17 protein-coding genes and 1 tRNA gene are annotated in these 20,028 nt (G+C 63.9%); 6 read left to right on the forward strand and 12 right to left on the reverse strand.

Annotated elements, in window-relative coordinates; translation table 11 throughout:
* Window positions 1-118: 118 nt before the first annotated feature.
* The 4 genes from L2A60_RS02465 to L2A60_RS02480 form a co-directional block, all read right to left on the reverse strand.
* Window positions 119-1,873 carry a S49 family peptidase gene (locus L2A60_RS02465; RefSeq protein ID WP_235702788.1) on the reverse strand — a complete coding sequence of 585 codons (1,755 nt, stop codon included), beginning with the start codon at window positions 1,871-1,873 and terminating at the stop codon, window positions 119-121.
* A gap of 279 nt (window positions 1,874-2,152) precedes the next feature.
* Window positions 2,153-3,451: an MFS transporter gene (locus L2A60_RS02470; protein WP_235702789.1), complete on the reverse strand. Its 1,299-nt coding sequence runs from the start codon at window positions 3,449-3,451 to the stop codon at window positions 2,153-2,155.
* 81 nt (window positions 3,452-3,532) lie between these two features.
* Window positions 3,533-4,510, reverse strand: a complete 978-nt coding sequence (araD1, locus tag L2A60_RS02475; protein WP_235702790.1) for an AraD1 family protein — start codon at window positions 4,508-4,510, stop codon at window positions 3,533-3,535.
* A gap of 91 nt (window positions 4,511-4,601) precedes the next feature.
* Window positions 4,602-5,828 carry an MFS transporter gene (locus L2A60_RS02480; protein ID WP_235702791.1) on the reverse strand — a complete coding sequence of 409 codons (1,227 nt, stop codon included), beginning with the start codon at window positions 5,826-5,828 and terminating at the stop codon, window positions 4,602-4,604.
* Between the two features lie 191 nt (window positions 5,829-6,019).
* Between L2A60_RS02480 and tcyJ the strand changes: the two genes are divergently transcribed.
* The 3 genes from tcyJ to tcyN are packed head-to-tail and all read left to right on the forward strand — an operon-like array spanning window position 6,020 to window position 8,264.
* Window positions 6,020-6,811, forward strand: a complete 792-nt coding sequence (tcyJ, locus tag L2A60_RS02485) for a cystine ABC transporter substrate-binding protein (protein ID WP_235702792.1) — start codon at window positions 6,020-6,022, stop codon at window positions 6,809-6,811.
* 5 nt (window positions 6,812-6,816) lie between these two features.
* The gene (gene tcyL, locus L2A60_RS02490; RefSeq protein WP_235702793.1) at window positions 6,817-7,482 is read left to right on the forward strand and encodes a cystine ABC transporter permease; all 666 of its coding nucleotides are present in this window, start codon (window positions 6,817-6,819) and stop codon (window positions 7,480-7,482) included.
* Complete coding sequence (gene tcyN / locus L2A60_RS02495) at window positions 7,479-8,264, forward strand: L-cystine ABC transporter ATP-binding protein TcyN (RefSeq protein WP_316044765.1); 786 nt, start codon at window positions 7,479-7,481, stop codon at window positions 8,262-8,264. Before tcyL ends, tcyN begins: the two co-directional genes overlap by 4 nt.
* Before the next feature lie 15 nt (window positions 8,265-8,279).
* On the opposite strand, the gene L2A60_RS02500 is transcribed toward tcyN, so the two are convergent.
* From L2A60_RS02500 to L2A60_RS02510, 3 genes are all read right to left on the reverse strand, one after another.
* Complete coding sequence (locus L2A60_RS02500; RefSeq protein WP_235702794.1) at window positions 8,280-8,585, reverse strand: helix-turn-helix domain-containing protein; 306 nt, start codon at window positions 8,583-8,585, stop codon at window positions 8,280-8,282.
* Entirely contained in the window at window positions 8,569-8,847 is a 279-nt protein-coding gene (locus L2A60_RS02505; RefSeq protein WP_235702795.1) for an addiction module toxin RelE, read from the reverse strand. Before L2A60_RS02505 ends, L2A60_RS02500 begins: the two co-directional genes overlap by 17 nt.
* 149 nt (window positions 8,848-8,996) lie before the next feature.
* A tRNA-Pro gene (locus tag L2A60_RS02510) sits at window positions 8,997-9,073 on the reverse strand.
* Window positions 9,074-9,217: 144 nt separating this feature from the next.
* Here L2A60_RS02510 and L2A60_RS02515 point away from each other — a divergent pair.
* Window positions 9,218-10,009: an N-acetylmuramoyl-L-alanine amidase family protein gene (locus L2A60_RS02515; protein WP_235702796.1), complete on the forward strand. Its 792-nt coding sequence runs from the start codon at window positions 9,218-9,220 to the stop codon at window positions 10,007-10,009.
* Window positions 10,010-10,059: 50 nt separating this feature from the next.
* Here L2A60_RS02515 and L2A60_RS02520 read toward each other — a convergent pair whose 3' ends face one another.
* The gene (locus tag L2A60_RS02520) at window positions 10,060-10,635 is read right to left on the reverse strand and encodes a type 2 periplasmic-binding domain-containing protein (RefSeq protein WP_235702797.1); all 576 of its coding nucleotides are present in this window, start codon (window positions 10,633-10,635) and stop codon (window positions 10,060-10,062) included.
* Window positions 10,636-10,904: 269 nt separating this feature from the next.
* On the opposite strand from L2A60_RS02520, the gene L2A60_RS02525 reads away from it, so the two are divergent.
* Window positions 10,905-13,550: a penicillin-binding protein 1A gene (locus L2A60_RS02525; protein ID WP_235702798.1), complete on the forward strand. Its 2,646-nt coding sequence runs from the start codon at window positions 10,905-10,907 to the stop codon at window positions 13,548-13,550.
* Between the two features lie 32 nt (window positions 13,551-13,582).
* Window positions 13,583-14,714 (forward strand): peptide chain release factor 2 gene (prfB, locus tag L2A60_RS02530; RefSeq protein WP_235702799.1). Its coding sequence is split into 2 segments (ribosomal slippage): window positions 13,583-13,651 and window positions 13,653-14,714, totalling 1,131 coding nucleotides; the frame shifts between segments, so codons are not numbered across the junction.
* A gap of 312 nt (window positions 14,715-15,026) precedes the next feature.
* On the opposite strand, the gene L2A60_RS02535 is transcribed toward prfB, so the two are convergent.
* The 4 genes from L2A60_RS02535 to L2A60_RS02550 all read right to left on the reverse strand — a co-directional run bounded on the left by L2A60_RS02535 (window position 15,027) and on the right by L2A60_RS02550 (window position 20,001).
* Complete coding sequence (locus L2A60_RS02535; protein WP_235702800.1) at window positions 15,027-15,668, reverse strand: hypothetical protein; 642 nt, start codon at window positions 15,666-15,668, stop codon at window positions 15,027-15,029.
* 356 nt (window positions 15,669-16,024) lie between these two features.
* The gene (locus tag L2A60_RS02540; protein WP_235702801.1) at window positions 16,025-16,723 is read right to left on the reverse strand and encodes a class I SAM-dependent methyltransferase; all 699 of its coding nucleotides are present in this window, start codon (window positions 16,721-16,723) and stop codon (window positions 16,025-16,027) included.
* A 2-nt stretch (window positions 16,724-16,725) separates the two neighbouring features.
* Complete coding sequence (locus tag L2A60_RS02545; RefSeq protein ID WP_235702802.1) at window positions 16,726-18,081, reverse strand: ABC1 kinase family protein; 1,356 nt, start codon at window positions 18,079-18,081, stop codon at window positions 16,726-16,728.
* A 6-nt stretch (window positions 18,082-18,087) separates the two neighbouring features.
* Window positions 18,088-20,001: a M3 family oligoendopeptidase gene (locus L2A60_RS02550; RefSeq protein ID WP_235702803.1), complete on the reverse strand. Its 1,914-nt coding sequence runs from the start codon at window positions 19,999-20,001 to the stop codon at window positions 18,088-18,090.
* Window positions 20,002-20,028 lie beyond the last annotated feature (27 nt).

Genomic DNA, 20,028 nt, shown 5'->3' on the forward strand with positions numbered 1-20,028 from the left:
ATCGGAATCGTTAACGATCGGTAAGCAGACTCCTGCCCGCCTTTCAAATGTTGCCAATTTGTTCTGATGCGGCGCAAGCATCGGTCTGCTCCGATGCAGCGGAGGCCGTAACCGAAGGTTAGCGGATTTCGATCGGCGGCATCGACAGCCGGTGCAGATGCGCGAGCGCCACGAGAGCGCGCAGTTGCGGCGGCAGTTGCGCAAGGCCGAGCGGGCTCGCTTTCGAAAACGCCCTGACCAGCAGCGCGTGAATCCCCGGCTTCGCGTTGCCGTTGACGATGTCGAGCGGCGCATGGACCGGCAGTTTCAGCGCCGCGCGCACCGCGTCGAACGCGGTGTGATAGCCGCCGATCTCGTCGACCAGCCCGCGCTTCTTGGCCTGCACGCCGGTCCAGACCCGGCCCTGGCCGATCGCGTTCACCTGGGCCGCGCTCATGTGCCGGCCGGAGGCGACCCAGCCGACGAATTGCTGGTAGTTCTGGTTCAGCATGCCCTGGAGGCTGGCGAGCTGCGGCTTGGTCCAGGGCGTGGTCGGGCTGTCGAACAGCGCGTTCGCGCCGCGCGACGCGCCGGTGACGGTCACGCCGATCCGGTCGAGCAGCGTCCCGAAACTCAGCTTGCCGCCGAGCACGCCGATCGAGCCGGTCAGCGTCGCCGGATCGGCGACCAGCACCGCGCCATGGCTCGACACCCAGTACCCGCCCGAGGCGTCGAGCCCCCCCATTGAGACGATCAGCGGCTTATGCGCGGCGGCGGCACGCGCGACCTCGGCGCCGATCAGCGCCGAGCCGGTCACGGTGCCGCCCGGCGTGTCGAGCCGCAGCACGATCGCCTTGACATTCTTGTCGTCCAGCGCGGCGGCGATCTCGCGGGCGAGGCGGCGCGGGTCGATCGCGCCGGGATTGTCGCGCGCCGACGGTGCCGCGATATCGCCATGGGCGACGATCAGCGCGACCCTGGTTGCGTTCGCCGCCGGCGCCGGCGCCTCGGCGATGTAACGAGCAAGGCTCGCGGTCTTGCCCTTGAACTTGTCGATCCGCGCGTCCAGCGGCAGCACCGCATCGACCAGATGATCCTGTCTGGCCTGATCCGGGCTGAACGGCGCCTGATCGAGCATGGTTTTCACCTGCGCCCTGGTCTCGTGCAGCCGTGCCGCGATCGGCGCGAGGGACGAGGCGTAGAGCGAATGCGCCAGGCTGTTCAGCATCTCCAGATTCGCCTTGGAGGGCTGCGACCGGGTGTACATCTGCGGATAGGTCTTGTAGGCGCCGATATGCTCGAACTGGGCATCGACGCCGATCTTCTTGAGCAGCCCGGCGCCGAACGGCGTTTGCAGCGCGATGCCGGTGACGCCGAAATCCCCCGCCGCCGACAGCTCGATGCTGCTCGCGGCACTGGCGACAACATAGGCGCCGAGGCCGGAAACCCCGTCGAACGACATCGCCCGCGCGATCGCCGGTTTGCCGGTCTGGTCGCGGAACCGCTGGATGGCGTTGTGCAGCTCCTCGGCGGTGGTCAGCGAACAGCAATTACCGCCCAACTCGATATCGAGCCCGGTGACGCGCGGATCATGCGCCGCGCGGTCGATCGCGGCGATGGCATCGGCCAGGGTGGGGCGCGCGCTCGAACTGAGCCGCAGCCACGCGGGTTCCGCCGCTTCGTCCGGCGGCGCGCGGGTCAGGTTGAGCAGCAGCGCGAAATGCTCGGGCAGCGGCTTCTCCTCGGCGGTCTGGAAATGCCGGATCGCCCCGTAGGACAGCAGCAGCAACACGAGCAGAATGATGCCGAGCCCGAACACCACCACTTTCACGATGCCCCACAGCACGGCGAGCACGCGCAGCGGAAAGGATCGGGTGGGTCTGGTGTCGCTCATGCTGGCCTCTAGTGTGGTGGTTCTGAAGTTCCTATGCATTCGCGGCGGTGATTTTAGGAACTTCAGAACCAAAAACCACACTAGAATCATACGCTTGCTAGTGTCCTTCCGATTCGGAAGTTCGCAGGACGCCTTCACCAGCATCGACGAACCTCCGAATCGGGGCACCAAGTTCGGTTGCCCGATTATGCGGGCGCGCCGCGCGACCGACAATAGGCCGGACCGACCGCATGACCGAGGGTGCCGGCTCGGTTGCCAGCACCCTCGGCGATCGCTCGTCTACTCCGCCGGTTTCGCCACCGGCGCGCCGACGCGCGGCGCCACGTCGCGGACGGTCACCGTCATCATCACCAGCCCGGCGGCGAACAGCGAGACGGCGAACAGCACGGCGGTCGCGAAGAAATTATGCGTCATGTCCTGCAGATAGCCGCCAAGGAACGGGCCGAGATAGCCGCCGAGATTGCCGAGCGCGTTGATCAGCCCCATCGCGCCGCCGACCAGCGCCACCGGCAAGGTGCGCGAAGCCGCCGCCCAGAACGGTCCGTCATAGGACATCGCCCCACCCATCGCGAGACAGAGGAACAGGATGGACAGGACGACCATCGCCTCGCCGATCACCACCGACAGGATCAGGCTGACCGCAGCCAGCGTCATCGGCAGCAACACGTGGAACGAGTAGCGGCGATTGCGGTCCGCCATCCAGCCGTTGCACCACAGGAAGATCCCCGCAGTGATGTAAGGCAGCGCCGCGATCAGTCCGACCGCGCCGAACCCGTCATGGGTCATCGCCTTCAGCAGCGTCGGCATCCACATGTTCAGCCCGTAGAAACCGACCTGAATCAGGAAATAGACCAGAACCAGCTTCCACACCGTCGCGGATCTGAAAATATCCGAGAACGGGCCGGGAGCCGGTTCGTTGATGCGGTCCTGCGCGATCGAACGGTTGATGTAGTCGCGCTCGGGCTGGCTGCACCAGGATGCATCTTCCGGCCGGTCCTTGATGAACAGCAGCCACAGCGGCAGCGCGATGATGAAGGGCAGCGCGCCCTCGACGAAGAACAGCGTCCGCCAGTCCGAATTCACGACGATGAAGCCGGAGAGCGGCTGGGTGATAATCGAGGAAATCGCGAGATTCGCGATCCAGAACCCGTAGGCGCGGGCACGCTCCTGCACCGGGAACCAGTGGCTGAGCAGCACCAGGGTCGCCGGCCAGATGCCGCCTTCGGCGACGCCGAGAAAGAACCGCGCGATGATAAGCTGGGTAAAGTTTTCCGCGAGCCCGCAGGCCAGCGCCATCAAGCCCCAGAAAACGATCATGATGGCGACGAATTTCTTCGCCGACCAGTGTTCGGCGAGCCAGCCGCCGGGAATCTGCAGCAGCACGTAGCCGACGAAGAATATCCCGCCCGCCGTGCCTTCCTGCGCTTTCGTCACGTGGAAATCATGGCCGATGCCGGCAAAGGCGTAGGCGATATTGGTCCGGTCCATGAATGAAATGATATAGACGATCATCGCGATCGGGATCAGCCGGAACCAGCGGGTCATTCCCACTTGCGGCACAGCGGCGCTCGAACTCATGGCTTCTTCCTCCTTTATGATTCCGTCAGTCTCATTCTTATTGGTGCGGCGGCATGGAACCGCCGAGGCCAGGATTGAGCATTAAAGAACAGCGAGGGCGACCTTGACGATCTTGCGCGCGCCGAGCGGATTTTCCAGGGGCCGGCCGAAGCCTTCGGCGGAAATCCGCATGACATCGCCGGGGTCGAGCGCCACCCCATCCGCGCAGCTCAGCACCGACGTGCCCATGAAATGCACGTGCACGTCACCAGGGCGACGGAAGCCGGCATATTTGAAGTGGTGATGCTCCAGATTGGCGATGGAGTGCGACATGTTCGCCTCGCCGGTCGCAAACGGCTTGCCCCAGATTTTTGCTCCGTCGCGAAGGATGCTGCTCACACCACGAATGTCGGCCGGAACCTCGCCGATCAGCAGTTCCGGTCCAAAACTGCAATCGCGCAATTTTGAATGGGCAAGCCAGAGATAGTTGAACCGCTCGGTCACGTGGTCGGAATACTCGTTGCCGATCGCGAACCCGATGCGGGCAGGCGTGCCATCCTTCCCGACGATATAGAGCCCGACCAGTTCCGGCTCCTCGCCGCCATCCCGCGCGAAATCGGGAAAGCCGAGCGGCGCACCCGGTGCGACGATGCACGACCCGTTGCCCTTGTAGAACCATTCCGGCTGAAATCCCACCGCGCCAGGCGCGGGCTTGCCGTCGCGCACGCCGTGCTGGAACATCTTCATCGAGTCGCTGGCATGCTCGTCGATCGCCTGGTGCATCGAATCGCGGGTATCGGCGCTGCCGAAATGGGTCAGTCCGGTGCCGGAGACGAGGCAATGCGCCGGATCGGGATGCATCACCGGCGCCAACAATTGCCCCGCATCGATGATCGCCTGATAATCGACCGAAATGCCGGTACGGCGGCGCTCGACCGCGGCACCCATGCCGCCTTCAACCATCGCCGCCTGCGCCAGCGCGTAGGTTCCGCCGTCGATCGCCAGCGGCTCGATGGTTGCGCTGTCATGCGCGATGCCGGCGCGCACGCCCCCCGCTTCGCGATATTGCACCAGCCTCATCGTCCCCCCGTGGCGGCTATCGGTGATTATCGTTAAACCACAACGAGGGGAACGGCAATCGGGAAAGAATGATGGATCGTCTCGGGCGATCCTAACTATGCGCCATCGAGATATCCTTCGCCTCGCGGCCGAAGATCATCAGCACCACGATGATCGCGGCGACGATGCCGACCACGAGCGCCATCGCCAGCCCATAATTGTGGTTATGCGAAGCCGCGAAACTCGCCTGCAGGGTCGCGTTGTAGGAGGCGAGGAAGTTGCCGAGCTGATAGACGAAACCGGGAAAGGTCGCGCGGATTTCCTTGGGCGACAATTCGTTCAGATGCACCGGAATGATGCCCCATGCTCCCTGCACGCAGATCTGCATCAGGAAAGCACCGAGCCCGAGCATCAGCGGCGTCGACGAAAACGCCCAGAGCGGAATCAACGGCAGAGCGAGCCCGGCAGCGATGCCGATGGTCAGGCGCCGCCCGATCCTCTGCGATAGCGCCCCGAAGGCGATGCCGCCGATGATCGCACCGGCGTTGTAGATCAGTGCGATGGTGGTGATGGTCGCGTGGCTGAAATGGTGCTGCACGCCGAGGAACACGTTGGGATACAGATCCTGCGAACCGTGCGAGAAGAAGTTGAACGCCATCATCAGGATCACGGCATAGATCGTCAGGCCGAGATGCTTCCTGAGCACGGTCGAAACCGGCACGCGGGGCTGTTTCGCCATCTCGCGCCAGACCGGGCTTTCCGGCACCGAGGAACGGATATAGAGCACCAGCAGCGCCGGGAGCGCGCCGATCATGAACATCCCGCGCCAGCCGACATAGGGAAACGCAAGGCCGAACAGCACGGTCGCCAGGAAATATCCCGCCGGATAGCCCGATTGCAGCAGCCCCGAGACCCAGCCGCGCCAGCGCACCGGAATCGTCTCCATGGTCAGCGACGAGCCGAGCCCCCATTCGCCGCCCATGGCGATGCCGTAAAGTGCCCGCAGGATCATGAACGCCGTCAGGGTCGGCGCGAATCCGGTGGCGAGTTCGAGCACCGAGAACGCCAGGATGTTCACCATCAGCATCGGCCGGCGGCCGAACCGATCGGCGAGCCGGCCGAAAATCAGCGCCCCCACCGCGCGCATCGCGAGTGTCAGCGTGACTGCGACGGTGACCGCGGTGATGCCGACATGAAACGTCTTGGCGACCGCCGAAAAAGTGAAGATCAGGATGAAGAAATCGAACGCGTCGAGCGTCCAGCCCAGGAAGGCGGCGACCACCACCTTGCGCGCCACCGCGACATCCGGCTCGGCCATCGGGTCAACCCGTTCGGACATGCATTTTTTCCCTTCTCGATGATAACGGTGGTGGCCGCCCCGCCCGGCGGCGGCGCGTTTAGCCACAAAAAAGGCGGGCTCGCAAATCCGTGAGACGGCACCGCGCTCGCTTGACGGCGTCCACGAAAGCGTGAGGATGTGGGCCGGGCGGCGCCTTGCCGTGCCGCGAAAAAACATCGGGGAGCGCTGTCATGACCATCGGACGCAGATCGACATTCGCATTGCTCGCAGCCGGGCTCATCGTGCCGGCGACCGGCCTCGCCGGAACCGCGCCGGCGGACGCACTCTGGGCCAAGATCAGGAAGCGCGGCACGCTCAGGATCGGCATGGAAGGGACGTATCCGCCGTTCGATTACGAAACCAGCGCCGGCAAGCTGACCGGCTACGATGCCGATTTCGCCCGCGCGCTGTGCAAGACGCTGGGGGTGAAACCGGATTTCGTGCTGATCCCGTGGGACGGCCTGCTCGCCAGCCTGGAGACCGGACGCATCGACGCGGTCGTCAATCAGGTGACGATCACCAAGGCGCGCCAGCGGAAATATGCCTTCTCGCTGCCCTACACGATCTCGGGGATGCAGATCATCGTCCGCAAGGGAACCAAAGGGATCACCGGACCGAAAACGCTCGCGGGCAAGCGGGTGGGCGTGAATCTCGGCACCAACTACGAATCATGGCTCAAACACAACGTGCCGGCGGCGAAAATCGTGACCTACCAGGACGACCCGACGATGCTGCAGGATCTCCGGGTCGGCCGGATCGCCGCGGTGATCAACGACCGGCTGATGCTCTCCTACACGATCAAGCACGCGAACTGGCCGTTCGTCCCCGCCGGCAAGCCGTTCGCCAAGCAGGAAATGGGCGTCGCGCTGGAAAAGGACAACACGGTTCTTCTGGGCAAGATCGATCATGCGATCCGGCATCTGGAGGCGAACGGCACGCTCGCGCGCATCTCCGACCGCTGGTTCGGCACCAACGTCTCCTGACCGGGGTGCCCGAGCCGTTTCTCCTGATCTGGCGTTCGCTGCCGCAAATGCTGATCGGCGCCGGCTACACGATCGAACTCTCGGTCGGTGGCATGATTTTCGGCCTGGCCATCGGCTTCATCGTCGCGATGATGCGAATTTCCCCGGTAGGCCCGTTGGAACGGATCGCGCGGGCTTATGTCTCGTTCATCCGGGGCACACCGCTGCTCGTGCAGCTTTTCATCATCTATTACGGGCTGGCGCAGTACGGGCTCCGGCTCAACCCGATTCCGGCGGCGCTGATCGGCTTCTCGCTCAATGTCGGCGGCTATACCTCGGAGACGATCCGCGCCGCGATCGGCTCGATCGAGCGCGGCCAGTGGGAGGCGGCGTATTCGATCGGCATGTCGACCGCGCAGGCGATGCGCCGGGTGGTCATCCCGCAGGCGGCACGGGTGGCGCTTCCCTCGCTCGGCAACACCTTCATCAGCCTGGTCAAGGATACCGCGCTCGCCGCGACGATCCAGGTCCCCGAGTTGTTCCGCCAGGCTCAGCTCATCACCGCGCGGACGTTTCAGGTCTTCACCATGTATCTCATGGCGGCGGTGCTCTACTGGATCATCTCGAGCGTGCTCGCCTACGGGCAGGAGCGGATGGAACGGCAGGCCGCACTGCCGGGGCGGGCGGCATGAGCAACCCCGGCCCGATGATCGAGGTGCGCGGGCTGACCAAGCGCTTCGGCACGCAGGAGGTCTTGCGCGGAATCGATCTCGATGTCGCGCGCGGCGAGGTGGTGGCGATTATCGGGCCGAGCGGCTCGGGCAAGACGACTTTGCTGCGCTGTCTCAACTATCTCGAACAGCCGAGCGCCGGCCGGATCAGAATCGGCGATGTGGTGGTCGATGCCGACGATCCGCCGAAGCGCAAACGCCAGGCAACCCATGCGCTGCGGCTTCGCGTCAGCATGGTATTCCAGAGTTTCAATCTGTTCCCGCATCGCACGGCACTTGGCAACGTCATCGAAGGGCCGGTCGTGGTGAAGGGCGAGGCGCGCGATAAAGCGGTGTCGCGTGCCGCGGCGTTGCTCGCGAAAGTCGGGCTTGGGAACAAGGCCGACGAGTATCCGGGGCGACTCTCGGGCGGTCAGCAGCAGCGCGTCGCGATCGCGCGGGCACTCGCGATGGAACCCGACGTCATTCTGTTCGACGAGCCGACTTCGGCGCTCGATCCCGAACTGGTGGCCGAGGTGCTGGCGGTGATCCGCGATCTCGCCGGCGAACACCGGACCATGGTGATCGTCACCCACGAGATGAGCTTCGCGCGCGACGTCGCCGACCGCGCTCTGTTCATGGCGGATGGGGCGATCGTCGAGCAGGGCGAGGCCGCCGCGCTGTTCCGCGCGCCGAAAAGCGAGCGGACCCGGCAATTCCTGCAGAAATTCCTGCGCGAGAATGGGGCGTCCGACCGATTTTAGCCGCGAACGGGGGCGTTACGCCGCAGCGGCCCGTTTTACCGCCTCGGGATCGGCCTCGATAACCTTGAGAAGCAATCGTGCAGCGGGGTCTGGCTTGCGGCGGCCCTGTTCCCAATTGTTGATCGTCGAAGCCGGAATACCGAAACACGCCTCGAACTCCCGCGCGGACCGCGCCACCTTGCGGCGGATTGCCCGCACCCGTTCGGGCGGCATCGGATCGATATTCACGACCTCGAGCGCGGTCTCGCCCCGCTTCCATGCCGCCACCTCACGCAGCGCCTCAACCGGGGCATCACCAAAACTCTCATTCACCGTCGCCATCACGCATCTCCTTCAGGATTTCCAATGCAGCGGCGCGCTGTTCTTGGGTCATGTCTTCCCGCTCATTCTTCGCGTAGGCGAAGAGCATGAGGGCGGTATCGTCGGACAGCATCAGGAAATAGATCGCTCTGCCGCCTCCGCGCTTACCGCGATTGCCCAGCCGGAACCGCAGCTTACGGATACCCGCCAAGCCGGGGATCATGTCTCCGGCTTGCGGATGAGCCGCAAGCTCGGTCTCGATCGCGGCGATGTCGGCTTCCATCGCGCCCAGCCGCCGAAGATCTCTGTGATACCGCTTGATTCAAACGATGCGCAAGTCACAAAAATACGCCATTGGCGTATAATATCAAGCGAAATATGCGCCGTTGGCGTAAAATTATCGGCCGTAGCGGATTGGGTATGTTTTCTCGATGGTCGGAGTGAGAGGATTCGAACCTCCGGCCCCTGCGTCCCGAACACAGTGCTCTACCAGGCTGAGCTACACTCCGTTGCGCGGCCTATAGCCAAGCGGCGGGCTCTAAGCAAGGCAGGGGCCGCGTCGCTGATTTCGGTTCGGAGCCCGCGATCACTTTTCTTCGTCTTTTCAGTTCGCAGTGGCATATTTTGGAGAATCCATGGTAAGAGCGGCGCCGATGATCGCGCGACGCCGTCTTTTCCGTCTGCTCGCCGCCGGCGGCCTGACCGGGGCCGGTGCCCTCGCCGCACCGTCATCCGCCAGCGCGGAGCTGCGCCCCCTCATCATGATCGATCCCGGCCATGGCGGCCATGATCCGGGCGCGATCGGGGTCGGCGGGGTCATGGAAAAGACCATCACCCTCGCCACCGGGTTTGCGCTCCGCGCGGCGCTCGCGCGCGGCGGCCACCGAGTCGCGATGACCCGAACGCGCGACGTGTTCGTCTCCCTGCCCGACCGGGTCGCGATGGCGGTGCGCGCCCATGCCGATCTGTTCATTTCGCTGCATTGCAACCACCTGACCGATACGGCGATGCGCGGCGCCCTGGTGTTCACCTTGTCGCGCAAGCCGTCCGACGCGCTGGCCGCCAGCATCGCCCATGCCGAGAACAGCTACGATCGCGGCCCGCTCAGCCCGCAATATCGCGGGGTGAGCCCGCAAGTGGCCGGGATTCTCGCCAGCCTGACCACTCATGCGACCATGATCGGCTCGAAGCAGATCGCCCACGGCATCGTCGGCCAGTTCGAACGCCACATCCTGCTGCTGCCCGACCCCGACCGGGCGGCGAATTTCGCCGTGCTGCGCGACCCGCTGATCCCCTCCACCCTGATCGAGATGGGCTGCATCAGCAACGCGGCCGACGCGGCGCTGCTGCGAACGCCCGGCTACCGCGCCCTGCTCGCCGGACGCGTCGCGCTGGCCGCCGAACGCTGGCTGGCGCGCGGCCGGCTCGCCCGTATCGCCGGGTGAGTCCAACCACGTTTTCGATTCACGTGCGAGGAGCCGGCTCCAGATAAAGCCTAAACATTTCCAGGACCGGCCTGAGCTTGGGTTTTGAGCAATGCTGCAAAGCCGGGATCGGATACCAATTTCCTGATAAGCGCCTGTACCGCCGGTTCCAAGGCATCGGAAACATTGTGGCACGCCGCGTCTCCGACAAAGGAGGCTGCAAAATCATACTTGTTGCTTACGGATAACTTCGCTCCGTTTGAGGAAACAACCGTAATCGCAAGATTCCAGCTACCCTCCTCAAACATGCTGTCAAAGCTGAATTTGTCGATCCGTCCGGTTAACGTCACAGCCGGACCTGACCCCGAGGTAAGGCCGGCAAGCTCCAACTCATCGAAAAGTGCTTTCGTGATATATGCCTGAGGTGTCACGTTCCCAGGCAGATGAATCGGACCAACCAACCTGCACAGCATCGATGGATCGCTTGCTTCCGTGAACGGACGGACCGTGACGTTGGCGGGAGCAAAATGCTTGAGGATGACATCGTTACCCACGGAGACGCCGTAGGGAGCGGCAGTGTACGTGTCGCAGCCAGCCAAACCAAAGCATAAACATATCGCAAGAAATGGTTTGTATTTCGATTTCATGGAAGTTTGCCTTTTGCAAGTGAGCGTTTTTGAGAAACTTAACAGGCTTTCATGAAGCCGTAATGTAACAGTTATTGTAACGATATGTCTAGCCATCTTCATGCCGGACGCGTCGCGCTGGCCGCCGATCGCTGGCTGGCGAGCGGCCGGCTCGCCCGTATCGCCGGGTGATTTAACTATCTTTTTTGAGACGTGTTGCCAAGAATTAACCGTTGCACGATCGGTCGTGATGCTCGCCCAGGCGCATATTGGGTGCTAAGGAGCGCGCCATGCCTGGACCACTGAAAGCCGGCGACCGGCTCGCCAAAGAGAATAAAGCGCGTCGGAACACCGGAATGCCGCCCCAGCCGCGCAACTGCGCCCGCAAGCCCCGGCCCGGCATCGGGCGCATCGCCGGGGGCGTGCTCGCGCGCGGCATCTACCGTCTCGCCTTGCTCGGTGTGGTCGGCGCGCTCGTGGTCGGTGGCGGTCTGTTTCTCTATTTCAGCAGCGGCCTGCCCAGTGTCGCCAAATTGCGCCATTACGAACCGCCGCTGGAAACCCGGATCTATGCCGGCGATTTCCGCCTGATCGCGGCGCTCGGCACCCAGCACCGCATCTATGTGCCGTACGACCGGATTCCGCCGGTCGTCGCGCGGGCGTTCATTTCGGCGGAAGACCGCAATTTCTGGACCGAGCCGGGAATCGACCCGCTCGCCATCGTGCGCGCCGGCCTGGTCGATCTCACCCGCCTCGGCTCCGGCGAACGTCCGCTCGGCGCTTCGACCATCACGATGCAGGTGGTCAAGAACATGCTGCTCGACAACCGCATCAACTTCACCCGCAAGATCAAGGAAGCGATCCTCGCACTTCGGGTCAACCGGGCGCTGAGCAAGCAGCGCATCCTGACCCTCTATCTGAACGAGATCTATCTCGGCCAGAATTCCTGGGGTGTGGCCGCCGCGGCCGAGGCCTATTTCGACAAGCCGCTGTCCAGCCTGACCGTCGCCGAGGCGGCGATGCTCGGCGGCTTGCCCAAGGCGCCGACCAACTACAACCCGTTCATTCACCCCAAACGCGCGCTGCACCGGCGCAACTGGGTGATCAGGCGGATGCGCGATGACGGCGCGATCACCGAAGCCGAGGCGAAACAGGCGCTCGCCGCCCCGCTGCTGCCCAAGGCTGCCGCCGGCGCGCGGCCGGTGCCGGGGGCCGGTTATTTCGTCAACGCCGTCGAGTCGCAGCTCGTCCAGATGTTCGGCCGCAAAACCACGATGGAGGGCGGACTGATCGTCCGCACCAGCCTCGATCCCAGCCTGCAGGCGGCGGCGATGGACGCGATGCGCGACCGGCTGGAATCCTACGACCACGAATTCGGCGTCTATCACGGCCCGGTGGCGAAGCTTGATGTCGCCGATCTTGCCACCGGCTGGCCGAAGGCGCTGGCCAAGCAGGCGACCCCGCCGGGGCTGCGCCGGCGCTGGCGACTCGGCGTGGTGATCGACGAAACCCCCAGCCTCGCCCATATCGGCTGGCTGCAAGGCGACAATTCGGGGACGACCGATACCGGCACGCTCAGCCTCGCCGCGATTCAGTGGGGCAGGCCGATGATCAACGGCACGCCCGGCCCGCTGCTGCGCAGCATGAGCCAGATGCTCAAGCCGGGCGACGTAATCATGATCGACCCGCACAAGAAAACCAAGGGCGGCACGGTCGCGCTGGAGCAGATCCCGCATGTCGAAGGTTCGATGCTCAGCCTGGACCCGGAGACCGGACGGGTGCGGGTGATGGTCGGCGGCTGGAGCAACCGGATGAGCCCCTATAACCGGGCGATCCAGGCGCAGCGCCAGCCGGGATCGAGCGTCAAGCCGTTCGACTATCTCACCGCAATGCAGGCCGGCATCCAGCCGGACGCGACCATTCTGGACGCGCCGTTCACCCAGCGCATGGCCGACGGCCAGCTCTACCGGCCGGGCGACTACGAGACGAATTTCCTCGGCCCGGTGCCGGTGTTCTACGCGATCGAGCAGTCGCTCAATCTCGCCACGCTGCATCTGGTCCGCCGGGTCGGACTGGCCAACGTGGCGGCGAACTTCGAAAAATTCCGCATCGTGCATCACATGCCGCTGATCTACCCGGCGGCGATCGGCGCGCTCGACACCACGCTCTGGCGCATGGTGCGCGGCTATGCGGCGCTCGACGAATACGGGCGGCAGGTCGATCCCTCGCTGATCGACAGCGTGACCGCGCCGGACGGCCATGTCCTGTATCAGGCGCCCGATCAATCCTGCGCGAACTGCATGGACGGCTCGGCCGATCAGCCCCCGGTGCTGAACCGGCCCGGCGCTCAGCTCGCCGATCCCGCCAGCATCTATCAGGTCATCATGATGATGCGGAACGTGACCGAATACGGCACCGGCGTGCCGGCGGTCGCCGGCATCCATCGGCCGGTCGCGGGTAAGACCGGCACGACCAACAATTTCAACGATGCCTGGTTCATCGGCTTCGTGCCGCAAATGGTCACCGGCTGCTGGATCGGCTACGACACGCCGCGCAACCTCGGCAAGAACCAGACCGGCGGCAATGTCTGCGGCCCGGCCTGGAACCAGTTCATGAAAATCGCCCTCAAGGGCCAGCCGGTGATCGACTTCAAGACGCCGCAAGGGATGACGCTGCATCAGGTCTCGTTCGGCAATCAGACCGTCGCCGAGGCGTTCAAGCCGGGGCAGGTTCCCGGCGCGCAATCGAATCTCGGGTTAGTTGCGGATAATCCGCTCGGCCTCGGCGGCTCGCTGTCCAACAGTACCGGCCAGGGCGGCCAGCAGGATTTCAATCCGGCGAGCAGCACGTCCGGCAATGGCGGCAATCCGCAAGGCTCGGCGCCGCAACCGCCGCCGGCGCAGAGCGTGGACAAGACCCTGGGCGGATTGTATTAGCGCGCTCCGGTTCTCATGATGGATTGATCGACATGTCCGCCGAAACCCAAGCGCTCGCCGAGCAGATCACGCAAAGCGTGACCCTGCTGAGGAGGCATCTTTGACTGGGATGCCTCGCTCGACAAACTCGCCCGCCTGAACGCACAGGCCGAAGACCCGCAACTCTGGAACAATGCCGGGGAAGCGCAGGTGCTGCTGCGCGAGCGCACCCGCCTGATCACCCAGACCGACGCCGTGCGCGCGATCGAGCGCGACACCGAAGACGCCGTCGCCATCGCCGAACTCGCCGAAGCCGAGGGCGATCAGGCCGTGCTCGCCGAAGCTGAATCGGCGCTCCGGCGCATCGCCGACGAAGCAAAGCGTCGCGAGATCGAAAGCCTGCTCTCCGGCGAGGCCGACGCCAACGACGCCTATATGGAAATCAACGCCGGCGCGGGCGGCACCGAGGCGCAGGACTGGGCCGAAATGCTGATGCGCATGTACACGCGCTGGGCCGAGCAGCACGGCTACAAGGTGGCAATGCTCGATCAGTCGGAAGGCGAGCAGGCCGGCATCAAGTCGGCGACCCTGCAGATCACCGGGCTGAACGCCTATGGCTGGCTGAAAACCGAGGCCGGCGTGCATCGGCTGGTGCGGATTTCGCCGTTCGATGCCAATGCCCGCCGGCAGACCAGTTTCGCCAGCGTCTGGGTCTATCCGGTGATCGACGACACCATCGAGATCGAGATCGACCCATCGGATCTGAAGGTCGATACGTTCCGCGCCTCCGGCGCCGGCGGCCAGCACGTCAACAAGACCGAAAGCGCGATCCGCATCACCCATATCCCGTCCGGCATCATCGTCGCCTGCCAGACCGACCGCAGCCAGCACCGCAACCGCGCGACCGCGATGGCGATGCTGAAGGCAAGGCTCTACGAGGCGGAATTGCAGAAGCGCGAGGAAGCATCGGCCGCGACCGAAAGCCAGAAGCGCGATATCGGCTGGGGTCACCAGATCCGCTCCTACGTTCTCGCGCCGTATCAATTGGTGAAGGATCTGCGCACCAACCTCGAACGCGGCAACCCGGACGCGGTGCTGAACGGCGACCTCGACGATTTCATGGCCGCCTCGCTCGCCGCCCGCGTCGGCGCGACCCGCAGCGAGGCCTCGGCGCAGGCGGGGTAGGTGGTGAGCGATGAAGATAAGGCGTTTTTCAAGGCTAACTACCCGTCATCACATGGCAAAACCGAAGACGGCGCTGCCCGTTGTCGCTGACGACAAGACGTCCGAAGGAAGGAGCCGTTGATGCCTCGTATGCCGAAGCCATTTACGTTCACTCTTGAACCTGCCGAGATCGAGGAATTGATGCCGCCCTCCGGGCAGGGAGGGCATCAAAGCCTGCACAAACGTCTGAAGGACGAATTGGCCAATGGCCCGTTTGTCACCTTGGACGACAGCGAAATGGGTGAGTTGATCCGCTACATGTCGCAATATGGATCAGGCGGTTTCCAGGGCCGCTTGCGCAAGGCGTTTATCCGATCGCTTTGCGCTCAGATCGGTGCCAAGCCAATCTAACCGCCGGAATACCGTTACCACGCGGAAGCGGTGGTTGGTCGATTTGACCATGCCGATCACCGCATCAATGGCCCACTCGTCCTTGCGATACATCGGGAGAACCTGATCCAGCCACACGACATGCGCGCCTGATTGTAGCTGCGCCAACGCCCGCATGACGGCGTTCCGCTTGACCATGGTGGTCTGATACCGCTCCGCGTCCTCTACGCTGTAGGGCGGATCAGCCAGTACAAGGTCGTAGCGGCTCAGGGGCACGCGCTCCAATGTCTGTGCGTCATCGACGTAGGTGGGTGCCAAACCGGGGTTTACATCCACCGTGTCACCGGGCAATGCGGATAGATCAACCCGACCGCTGAACAGATGCAACACGCTCTTCTTCTCCGGGAAGAGTGCCCGCACTCGGCGCAGATATCCGGCGGGATAGCCACCATAATAGCCGGATTTTACCCGGTAGTCGTTACCCATGATCCAGGTGCCGACGACACGGCCATCTGCGGCGATGAATAGGCTGCGAGGAAATCGGGTTTCATGCACGTAATTGTCGATCCGATCCTGCCAATCCATCGATACCTCCCCATAAAAAGAAGATTATGGGCTTTGTTGGCGTCCGTACAAGTGGCATTCGTACATGGCTGGGTTGCGTGTCGTACGTGGCTCATGGCGGCGCGCTCAATCGACATTACTCGTTATTCCAACGGCCTTAATTTGTGACACATGCCGATGCGAACTTGTCATTGCGATACCGAGCGCAGCGAGGGAGAAGCAATCCATTTTTCCATGCACTATACTGCAACAAAATGGATTGCTTCGCCGGCGGAGCTGTCAAAGGTTCCATCGGCGTCAGCCGATGGAAAGACAGCGAAGGTTGACGCCGGCTCGCAATGACGGGACGGAAAGATCATTGTCAGAGGCAATTGGTATCATTCCACCACCACAGCCACATGTCCCTTTTCGCCGGCATAGCCGAGGTAGCGATAACGCCGGCCTGACGAGGCGCAAAATTCCTGGAACGCCTTGTATTCGTGCTGGCGCCAGCCGGGATAGTTGAAGTATTCGTCGAACACGATGACCGTGCCGGGCACGATGCGCGGCGCGAGCAGCGAAAATATTGTTGCGGTAGAGGAATATATATCGCAATCGATATGCAGGAGCGAAACGGGTTCGGTGGTTTCGGCAAGAAACGCCGGCAAGGTCGCGTCGAACCAGCCGACATGCAGGCGCACATTGGCGGGTACCTTGGGCAGCGCGCCGCGCCGGTTGAACGCGCCGCGCGTCTCCGCGGTCCCTACCCAGTCCTCGGGTAGTCCTTCAAACGAATCGAATCCATGCACCGTGCGTTTGGTGGCGTTGCCGAGGCAGGCGATCGACAACCCCTTCTCGACCCCGAACTCCAGAACCAGCCCCTGTTCCGGCGCGCGGACGAGCGCGAATCGCAGCAGATCGAACCGGTCGCGCAGCATCATCGCCGATTGCATGTTCTCGATGATGTAGGCCACGGCTTCGCGTTTCGCGGCCAAGCGCACATCGAAAGCGATGTCGTTCAGATACCAGGAGTGCAGGATCTTGCGATAGGCGCGGGCCAGCAACATGCCGCGCAAACCGCGTTTGAGGATCGTCATTGTTAGAGCGGCTTCGGCACGCCGGACGTGGCGAGCGCCTCGGCTTGTCGCGCATCGAGCGAGGCGGCGTCGAAATTGGCGACCGTTTCGACGAACAGTTCGTGCCAGTTCAACTCCGCCTTGAGGCGCAGAAACACGCTGCCCAGCCCGATCGCCGAGCGGTCCATCAGCACGAATTCGCGTGGTGGGCGCACCCCGCCGGTGCGTTGCAACCCCTCATGCACTTTTTCCGCCACGCTGCGGCCGAAGGTGACGTCGTGGGTTTCCTGAATCGGCCGCACCCGGTCCTGCATCAGCGGTTCGTATAGGAATTTCGCCCATTCATTGAGCACGTCGAGCTTGTCCTTGGTGATGTCGGTGAATCCCCACTCGGTATAGGCGTGATGCGCGCGCGCGTCATCATGGGTGCGGATCGCCTCGAACAATTCGATCACCCCGGCGACGAAGCGCGATTCGAACACCCGGATCGCGCCGAAATCGAGCAGGTTGATCCCGCCCTCCTGGTTGATCTGGTAATTGCCGAGATGCGGGTCACCGTGGATCACGCCATAACGATAAAACGGCACATACCACGCACGGAACAGCGCGCGCGCGACCCGGTTACGCGCCTCCTGATCGGGCTTGCCGTCGAGAAAATTCTGCATTCCGATGCCGTCGAGCCAGGACATGGTGAGCAGCCGCTTGGTGGAAAACCCGGCCACCGGCTCGGGGATCACGATATCCGGCTGGCCATCGAGCATGATGGAATAAAGCCGGGTTTGCGCCGCCTCGCGCTGGTAATCCAGTTCCTCGCGCAACCGCGTCGCCAACTCGACATAGATATCATCGTGATGGATCGCGTTATCCATCCGCTTATAGACCGCCATGGCCAGTTTCAACTGCCGCAGATCGGCTTCGACCGTACTCGGCATGTCGGGATATTGCAGCTTGCAGGCAACATCGCGCCCATCGGGCAGGGTCGCCCGATGCACCTGCCCGAGGCTCGCCGCCGCCGCCGCCTCATGGCCGAACCGGGCGAATTTTCGCTCCCAGTCCGGCCCGAGTTCGGCGGCCATGCGCCTGCGCACGAACACCCAGCCCATCGAGGGCGCGTTGGCCTGCAACTGGGCGAGTTCGCGGGCATATTCCTCGGGCAGCGCGTCGGGAATCGTGCTGAGAATTTGCGCGACCTTCATCATCGGGCCCTTCAGCCCGCCGAGAATCGTCCGCAAATCCTCGGCATGGCGCGAACGGTCGGTGCGGATGCCGAAGCGCGCGCCGGCCATCCGTGCCGCAATGCCCGACACCGCCCCCGATGTGCGCGCGAAGCGCCTGATCTCGCCGAACAGCGTGCCGCCGGTATCCGTTTCGTTGACCATTTTTCCTCAGTATTCCAGAATTTTGCGTGGCGGAGCAGGACTATCAGGCGAATTGGTATCGCTGGCGCGATTCCAGTCCGCCTGAATCTGCTCCAACTCGTCGATAAAGCCCTCGATCACGCCGAGCCCGCGCTGCCAAAACGCCGGATCGGACGCATCGAGCCCGAACGGCGCGAGCAAGTCGCCATGCCGCCTGGTGCCGCCCGCGCGCAGCATATCCAGGTAGCGCGCCGCGAAATCGCCGGCCCGGCCGCGTGCCTGCGCGCCCTGATAGACGGCATAAAGCGCGTTCACCAGACAATCGCCGAACGCATAGGCATAGACATAGAACGGCGAGTGGACGAAATGCGGCACATAGGCCCAGAACATCCGGTAATCGTCGGAAAAGTTGAAAACCGGCCCAAGGCTTTCGCGCTGCACGCCGAGCCAGATCGCGCCGATCTCCTCGGGCAGAAGCTCGCTTTCGCGCCTGCGCGCGTGCAGGCGCTGCTCGAACTGGTAGAAGGCGATCTGCCGCACCACCGTGTTCAGCATATCCTCGACCTTCTGCGCCAGCATCAGGCGGCGACGCGCCGGATCGGTCTCGGCATCCAGCAGCGCGCGGAAGGTGAGCATTTCGCCGAATACGCTGGCGGTTTCCGCCAGGGTGAGCGGGGTTTGCGCCATCAGATAGCCCTGTTCGGCGGCCAACACCTGATGCACGCCATGGCCGAGTTCGTGCGCCAAGGTCATCACGTCGCGCGCCCGGCCGTGATAGTTCAGCAGGATATAGGGATGCACGGACGGCACCGTGGGGTGCGCGAAGGCGCCGCCCGATTTGCCGGGACGCGGCGGCGCGTCGATCCAGGCGCGGTCGAAGAAGCGCGCGGCGATCTCCGCCATGTCCGGGCTGAAACCGGCATAGGCGCCGAGCACGAGCGAGCGCGCCGCGTCCCAGCGGATCGGCCGGTCGGCATCGCCGGGCAGCGGCGCGTTGCGGTCCCAGTGCTCCAGCCGGTCGAGCCCGAGCCAGCGCGCCTTCAGCGCGTAATAGCGGTGCGACAGGCGCGGATAGGCGCGGATAACCGCCGCGACCAGCGCATCCACCACCGCATCCTCGACCATGTTGGCGCGGTTGCGCGAAGAGGCCGGGGTCTCGTAGTGCCGCCAGCCATCCTCGATCTCCTTGTCCTTGGCGATCGTGTTGGTGACCAGGGTGAACAATTTGGCGTGACGCAGCAGGACCGCGCCGATCGCGCGTCCGGCGGTCTCGCGCACCGCGCGGTCCGGGTCCGACAGGCGGTTGAGCGCCGCCGCCAGAGTGATCTCCTCGCCGCCGACAGGCAGGCGCAGCCCGGCGATGGTCTCGTCGAACAGCCGCGCCCAGGCGCCGTGGCCGGTCACGTCCTTCTCGTGCAGCAGTTTTTCGAGATCGTCGGACAACTGGTGCGGCCGCAGCACGCGCAAATCGCGCAGCCAGGGCGCGTAGCGGGCAAGTGCCGGGTCGGCGGTGCGCGCATCCAGCGCCGCATCGTCGATCCGGTTGATCTCGAGCGCGAAGAACAGCAGATGCGTGCCGATCGCGGTCGCCCGCTCGGTGATGGTCTGAAAGAACTGGCCGGCGGCGGCGAATGTCGCATCGGCGCTGAACAGAAGCTGCGCGAAGGCGTGCAGCAGGCCCAACCCGTGCTGAATCGCCTCGTAGCGCGCGATCGCCGCAGCAAGCGCCGCGCCGTCCAGCCCGGCCACCTGGCCGCGATACTCCGCCTCGAACGCCGCCGCCTCGGCACTCAGCCGGGCAAAATCGGCGGCGATCGCCTTGTCTTCGGTGCCGGCATAGAGATCGGTGAGGTTCCATTCTGGAAGTGCTGTGCCGGGCGACCCGCCGGCCAGATCGTCAGGCGGGGCGGATGTCCTTGTTCTGGATGGCGCGGTCTTCATATCCCCTGCACATAGGCACAACTGGCG

This window comes from Acidiphilium iwatense, assembly GCF_021556475.1.
Lineage (GTDB): Bacteria > Pseudomonadota > Alphaproteobacteria > Acetobacterales > Acetobacteraceae > Acidiphilium > Acidiphilium iwatense.

Excerpts from the sequence above, each read along its gene's own strand:
- L2A60_RS02465 (WP_235702788.1), bottom strand. The coding sequence starts at position 1,873 with ATGAGCGACACCAGACCCACCCGATCCTTTCCGCTGCGCGTGCTCGCC.
- L2A60_RS02470 (WP_235702789.1), bottom strand. The coding sequence starts at position 3,451 with ATGAGTTCGAGCGCCGCTGTGCCGCAAGTGGGAATGACCCGCTGGTTC.
- araD1 (WP_235702790.1), bottom strand. The coding sequence starts at position 4,510 with ATGAGGCTGGTGCAATATCGCGAAGCGGGGGGCGTGCGCGCCGGCATC.
- L2A60_RS02480 (WP_235702791.1), bottom strand. The coding sequence starts at position 5,828 with ATGTCCGAACGGGTTGACCCGATGGCCGAGCCGGATGTCGCGGTGGCG.
- tcyJ (WP_235702792.1), top strand. The coding sequence starts at position 6,020 with ATGACCATCGGACGCAGATCGACATTCGCATTGCTCGCAGCCGGGCTC.
- tcyN (WP_316044765.1), top strand. The coding sequence starts at position 7,479 with ATGAGCAACCCCGGCCCGATGATCGAGGTGCGCGGGCTGACCAAGCGC.
- L2A60_RS02500 (WP_235702794.1), bottom strand. The coding sequence starts at position 8,585 with ATGGCGACGGTGAATGAGAGTTTTGGTGATGCCCCGGTTGAGGCGCTG.
- L2A60_RS02505 (WP_235702795.1), bottom strand. The coding sequence starts at position 8,847 with ATGGAAGCCGACATCGCCGCGATCGAGACCGAGCTTGCGGCTCATCCG.
- L2A60_RS02515 (WP_235702796.1), top strand. The coding sequence starts at position 9,218 with ATGATCGCGCGACGCCGTCTTTTCCGTCTGCTCGCCGCCGGCGGCCTG.
- L2A60_RS02520 (WP_235702797.1), bottom strand. The coding sequence starts at position 10,635 with ATGAAATCGAAATACAAACCATTTCTTGCGATATGTTTATGCTTTGGT.
- L2A60_RS02525 (WP_235702798.1), top strand. The coding sequence starts at position 10,905 with ATGCCTGGACCACTGAAAGCCGGCGACCGGCTCGCCAAAGAGAATAAA.
- L2A60_RS02535 (WP_235702800.1), bottom strand. The coding sequence starts at position 15,668 with ATGGATTGGCAGGATCGGATCGACAATTACGTGCATGAAACCCGATTT.
- L2A60_RS02540 (WP_235702801.1), bottom strand. The coding sequence starts at position 16,723 with ATGACGATCCTCAAACGCGGTTTGCGCGGCATGTTGCTGGCCCGCGCC.
- L2A60_RS02545 (WP_235702802.1), bottom strand. The coding sequence starts at position 18,081 with ATGGTCAACGAAACGGATACCGGCGGCACGCTGTTCGGCGAGATCAGG.
- L2A60_RS02550 (WP_235702803.1), bottom strand. The coding sequence starts at position 20,001 with ATGAAGACCGCGCCATCCAGAACAAGGACATCCGCCCCGCCTGACGAT.